The sequence below is a fragment of the Bacillus mycoides genome (assembly GCF_001757995.1).
In the GTDB taxonomy this organism is placed as follows: domain Bacteria; phylum Bacillota; class Bacilli; order Bacillales; family Bacillaceae_G; genus Bacillus_A; species Bacillus_A mycoides_B.
The window spans coordinates 1-4,997 of sequence record NZ_LXLV01000050.1 but is presented as its reverse complement, the minus strand read 5'-3'; the positions used below and the strand labels follow the sequence as shown (position 1 = coordinate 4,997).

Genomic DNA, 4,997 nt, shown 5'->3' with positions numbered 1-4,997 from the left:
CATACATCTATCATTATAACTACAAACGATTCCAAAAACGACTCAATCATCGAGCTCCGATCGAATATCGAATTTCGATGGCTGCATAGTCTTTTTTACAGTTGTCTACTTGACGGGGATAAGTCCAGATACGGTCTTTTTTGCTTAACGAATAGTGTGAAACCTTAGCTTTATGAGAATGTGACGGTACCTCATTTATTAATGTTACTTGATAAGTAGAGAAAGGAGAGAAAATTGTGATGTAAGAATTTTCTTGTCCTCTTTTTTATATTAATTATTGAACATAAAAAGCTTTAGGACTTTGCAGAGCTTTTTCTACCTCTTCTTGTGTGAGAATAGGATTGGGAATTGCTGGTACTATTATCGGAAGCATTAGATCATTTTCTTCGTTACTATGACCTGTAGGATCATTTGGACAACAAGGTGCTGTGCTTTCTATATTGTTTCCTACTATTCTAGCAAATAATGCATGTCCGATTTCATGAGCAAGTAACAAATGATTTGCTTCATCAGTGACAACAATATTAGCTTGAAAATCAGTTATTTCATCATTCTGAACAATCGGTACATACGAAGTGCACCCAGTGTTTTCTCCATCTGCTAATCTATTTCCTCCGACAAAAAATAATCCAATCCATTCGTTAACTCCTTGAGTATATGGGAGTAAATTATTTAAAGTATCTGCGGAATACTCTTCATTGGTATAGGAAAACTAATAGTTTTGAGGATTAACATCTGGGGAAAAATGCCAACGGAAATTTAGAGTTATTCCATGTTGACTCCAATAGTCTTGAGCTCCTATAAACATTTGAGCAAGTCTATCATTACTACTATTAGCACTTGGGGCAACAAATAAATATATTTAAGATTACATAATATGCCATTTACTTAGCTCCTTAAAATAGATTCGCAATAAACTATTTAGAGAGATTAGATATGGCTTGTACACTTTTTGTAACGGTATTTGCTGAGTTTTTGTATAATATAATCATGTGAAGTTAACATAACTTATTGTATCAATAATATATATTTGCGTAGAATATCCATTTTAAGATTTTGAAGTACCCCCCTAAATGAAAGATTTATTTCTCTAAAGTTAGTTACTTAGTGAAGTCAGCTCATTTTTTCGTATTAGGGAAGAAGGTACTTTTTAACTTGATGGGTATGGGGTGGGCCCCCTTTTAGCAAAACCGGAGTGGGAATGATGAGTATAAATAGTTTTGTGGGATTGATAAAGGACGAATTATTAAAAGAGGTAAGCATAAGAAGTGAGGATGAATTCGAGCCTGTAGTAGTTAAAGATATTCCTAGACTTTGGAAGTGTTTAGGGACAGGTAATTATGCCGCAGTATTTATGCACAAAGAATACAAAGATTGGGTAGTGAAAGTTTACGCGCGAGAAGGAGAAGGAATTGAAAAAGAGTCAGAAGTATACCGAAGAATCGGAAATCATCCTTCTTATTCGAAGCTTATATATAAAGGGGGAAATTTCATAGTATTGAAACGTTTAAAAGAAATTACCTTATACGATGCTATTCATAAGGGGATTAAAATTCCTAAGCAGGTAATCCTTGATATCAATGAAGCTATAGAGTATGCAAGGAAGCAAGGATTAACTCCTTGTGATGTTCACGGGAAAAATGTGATGATGGAAAACGGAAGGGGATATGTAGTCGATGTATCTGATTTCTTAAAAACAAAAGAAGATAGTAAGTGGAGAGACTTAGAAAAGGCATATTTTACATTTTACTTGCCTTTCATTTATAAATTGCCTTTCCCTGTTAAAATACCGTATTTCATGTTAAACATTGTTAGACGTTCATATAGAAAATATAAGAAGCTTAAAAAGAAATACAAATTGTAAAAGGACCACATACTTATCTTTAGGTTAGATAAGTGAACCACTAGTAAACAAAAGGACCGTACATTTTAGATATGTCTAATATGTATGGTCCTGATTTTATAACTTCATGAAGTAATTTATTTATAAAATGATTGTAACATTTGTATATGATACTGATATTATTATGAGAAGTAAATCTTCTTGTTTTAATAGAAAATACCCATTTCAGTACATTTCATTTTAAACATATTGATGTACTATGGTTCTAAACAAATCACAATAACGGATTAGAAGGGGAATAAACTATGTACACAGACTCAATTGAGTATTAAAATTTTAATCTAATTTACCTTTGCATAGATGCAGGTATCAGTTAGTTTTTTACCGTCAGCTGAAAGATCTTCATTACGTAATATCCCTTCAAGCTCAAAACCTAGTTTTTCAGGGATCGTACGACTTTTAGTGTTAGTAGATTCACATCTTATTTCAATCCTTCTAAATTTGAGTAACTGAAATCCAAGGTTTGTTAACTCACTTACTACCTCTGTCATATATCCATTACCACTAAATTGCGTGTTAATCCAGTATCCAATTTCACATTTAGAAATCTTCCAATTAATTCCGTGAAGGCTAGCAGTTCCAATAAAATCATTAGTATCCTTATGATAGATAAGATAGCGAAAGCTTTCTCTTTTTAAAAAATCTATATGGGCATTTCTCAGGATAATTTCCGTCTCTTCAACAGTAGGGATTGACTGGAATAAAAGCAACCATTGTTTTAACTCATTAATTGAATCCTTAATAGCTTGGTGTACGACATTCCCGTCACCAGCTTGAAGTGGTGCTCGAAGAATTAGTCTGTCTGTTTCTATTTGTAACGGAACATCTAATAAAATAGAATTCATATCATTTCTCCTCTCGAAAACTTTAAATTATGACAGAATGAAACTTATATAATAAAAAAACTTTCACCCGAAAGAAATAATTCTTGAGGACGAGAGTTGCAATTTCGTGGTACGTTACTATAATAAATTAAAAAATACCCTATCTCACTAACAAGAAATCCCGTCACAGCGTCACTATAAGTTATTATAGAACCGTGCGAAGCTCCTAGTCTTTCTTCATTAAGAACTTGATAGCAATACAGTAAAGCTTATCTCCCATAAAGGGGCCTCCAAAAAATTAGTAAACAATAAATATATATTCAATTAATCACTTAGAAATCCCTTTTCACATATTGAAAACTAAACTGCCAGTTGTTACGAAAAAATGGCTACCGAAGCAGCCTTAGGTTATTCAACTAATGCATGCGTTAGTTGAATAAGGAATTATTATTTTTCATCTATTGCATAATGGGGTGGTACCCCTACTAGAAAAATTGTCTCCGCGTGAACGTGAAGAACTTGAAAAATTTAAAAAAGAAGCAATGGAAAAACCACCGGATTTCTTTGAATATATTCAGTCTACCGAAAAAGATAATAAATGATACATAATGCCTCCAACAGAATATTTATCAAATTGATAACATATGTATCCCTTTATTTTTTTACAGAAATTGTAATAATATAAGTATATGCATATAGAAGGGGAGGCATAGGTTCTATGAAAAATGTTAAGTTTTATGGGTTAATTCTAGCATTCATCTTGCTACTGGCAGCTTGTAGTAGTAATTCCTTTGAAGATTATACATCAAAAGCTGATAAGAAAATTAAGGATAAAAAATATAGCGAAGCTATAAAGAATTATCAAGAGGCTTTGAAGTTGAAGGATGATAAGAAGATTAAAAGTAAGTTAGAACAAACCGGAAATTTAAAGAAAGCGCAAGATGCTTTTGATAAACATGAAATCGGGAAAGCTATGAATAATGTTCAAAAGGCAAAAAGTGATGAAAATAAAGAATTAACAAAGCAAGCCAATGCATTGCAAGGTGAGATTCAACAAGAATTTTTAGCTACATTTAATAAGTTGAACATGAATAATATTACTGGCGATGTAACAGAAGCCCGTAAATCTTTAGATGATCTTATGGCTTGGATACAACAATCTGACCTATTAAAATCTCAAAAGGATTTTGTTGATACGTTACCTGAAAAAGAAGCAAGTATCTCTAAACTAGAGGAAAGTAAAAAATAAAGAAAAGAGGTTGTCTAAAAGTAACTATTCAGCGACTTTTGGGACAGCCTCTTCTTTTTATTGTGGATTTTCAAGAAAGTTTAGAATAAAATAAAAATATAGCCATCTACCTATTATTCACAAATGAAAAGAAAAGGGGGTAGCGAAATGCACTTGAAGTATGGGAAGCGCATTAATATATTAACTATTATTCTGACTTTGTTCTCTTTTTTCGCAATTTTAAGTTTCTCTACCTGGTTGAATGGATATTCAAGTCCCAACATTTCTAAAATGCTTCAGGTAACAATGGGCAGTGCATTTATTCTTGGAATTATAGGGTTTAGACAAGAGAAAAGCGCACTAGCGATTATAATTATGGGAATATGTGCCTTTGCTCTAGTCGTTCTATATATTTATGCGGTTATAAGTTTTCTTGAGCATTGAACACCATGAAAAAGAAACGAACATTTTTGTTCGTTTCTTTTTTGGGATGATTATTATAAAATAGCTTCTTCTAATGATTGAGTGCTGAATCCAAGAATTGATTTTTTGGGTGTTATTTTCATGATCTTTTACAATGATATATGGAACTCCTTGTACGTTATAGGAATTATACTCTTTGGGGTATGGGGTAGTACCACATCGCTATCAAGCTAAGCTTATGCAAAGTCAATTTTAAGCGAGATTGTTTCTTTTTTCTAAAGGGCAAGTGTAGATGATTGAAAGATTTGCATACGAAATAAACCCTAACGGGTTTCACTTTTTTGAATTAAGCGGCTTGATTATCAGACATAGTACAATTGTAAACGACACCTAATATATCAAAGATCGTTTTTTTCTCATATCGATGAGATTTCCGCCCGTTTTGCTGTAGAAGATTGAACAGGCGAAGTAACACCTTTGATAGCTCTTGGGTGTTTTTCTTACGATTAGTCAAATGTTTTTTAGAGTTATAATTGATTAAATGCCAGAGATTTTAAGCCAATTAGAATGCAAGCCAAATACCCCTAATATGTGTCCATTTTTTACTAGGGGGAAGATA

Annotated in this window: 6 protein-coding genes and 1 pseudogene; 4 read left to right on the top strand and 3 right to left on the bottom strand. The window is 32.6% G+C overall.

Going from position 1 to position 4,997, the window contains the following annotated elements; genetic code table 11:
* The first annotated feature begins 5 nt into the window (after positions 1–5).
* A complete protein-coding gene (locus BWGOE10_RS34055) occupies positions 6–89 on the top strand; it encodes a hypothetical protein (RefSeq protein ID WP_367890491.1) in 84 nt (27 codons plus the stop codon).
* Positions 90–274: 185 nt separating this feature from the next.
* Here the strand turns inward: BWGOE10_RS34055 and BWGOE10_RS16385 are convergent, their stop codons facing one another.
* Positions 275–496 (bottom strand): hypothetical protein, encoded by a 222-nt coding sequence (locus tag BWGOE10_RS16385; protein WP_070144069.1) that lies wholly within the window; start codon positions 494–496, stop codon positions 275–277.
* A gap of 708 nt (positions 497–1,204) precedes the next feature.
* Between BWGOE10_RS16385 and BWGOE10_RS16380 the strand changes: the two genes are divergently transcribed.
* Positions 1,205–1,864 (top strand): serine/threonine protein kinase, encoded by a 660-nt coding sequence (locus BWGOE10_RS16380; RefSeq protein ID WP_070144068.1) that lies wholly within the window; start codon positions 1,205–1,207, stop codon positions 1,862–1,864.
* A gap of 320 nt (positions 1,865–2,184) precedes the next feature.
* Here the strand turns inward: BWGOE10_RS16380 and BWGOE10_RS16375 are convergent, their stop codons facing one another.
* The gene (locus tag BWGOE10_RS16375) at positions 2,185–2,748 is read right to left on the bottom strand and encodes a GNAT family N-acetyltransferase (protein WP_016091782.1); all 564 of its coding nucleotides are present in this window, start codon (positions 2,746–2,748) and stop codon (positions 2,185–2,187) included.
* 697 nt (positions 2,749–3,445) lie between these two features.
* Between BWGOE10_RS16375 and BWGOE10_RS33505 the strand changes: the two genes are divergently transcribed.
* Entirely contained in the window at positions 3,446–3,976 is a 531-nt protein-coding gene (locus BWGOE10_RS33505) for a hypothetical protein (protein ID WP_236735982.1), read from the top strand.
* A 147-nt stretch (positions 3,977–4,123) separates the two neighbouring features.
* Entirely contained in the window at positions 4,124–4,399 is a 276-nt protein-coding gene (locus tag BWGOE10_RS16365; protein WP_070144067.1) for a hypothetical protein, read from the top strand.
* A gap of 325 nt (positions 4,400–4,724) precedes the next feature.
* Here BWGOE10_RS16365 and BWGOE10_RS31725 read toward each other — a convergent pair.
* Positions 4,725–4,880: pseudogene (locus tag BWGOE10_RS31725) on the bottom strand (IS4 family transposase); the annotation flags it as partial.
* Positions 4,881–4,997 lie beyond the last annotated feature (117 nt).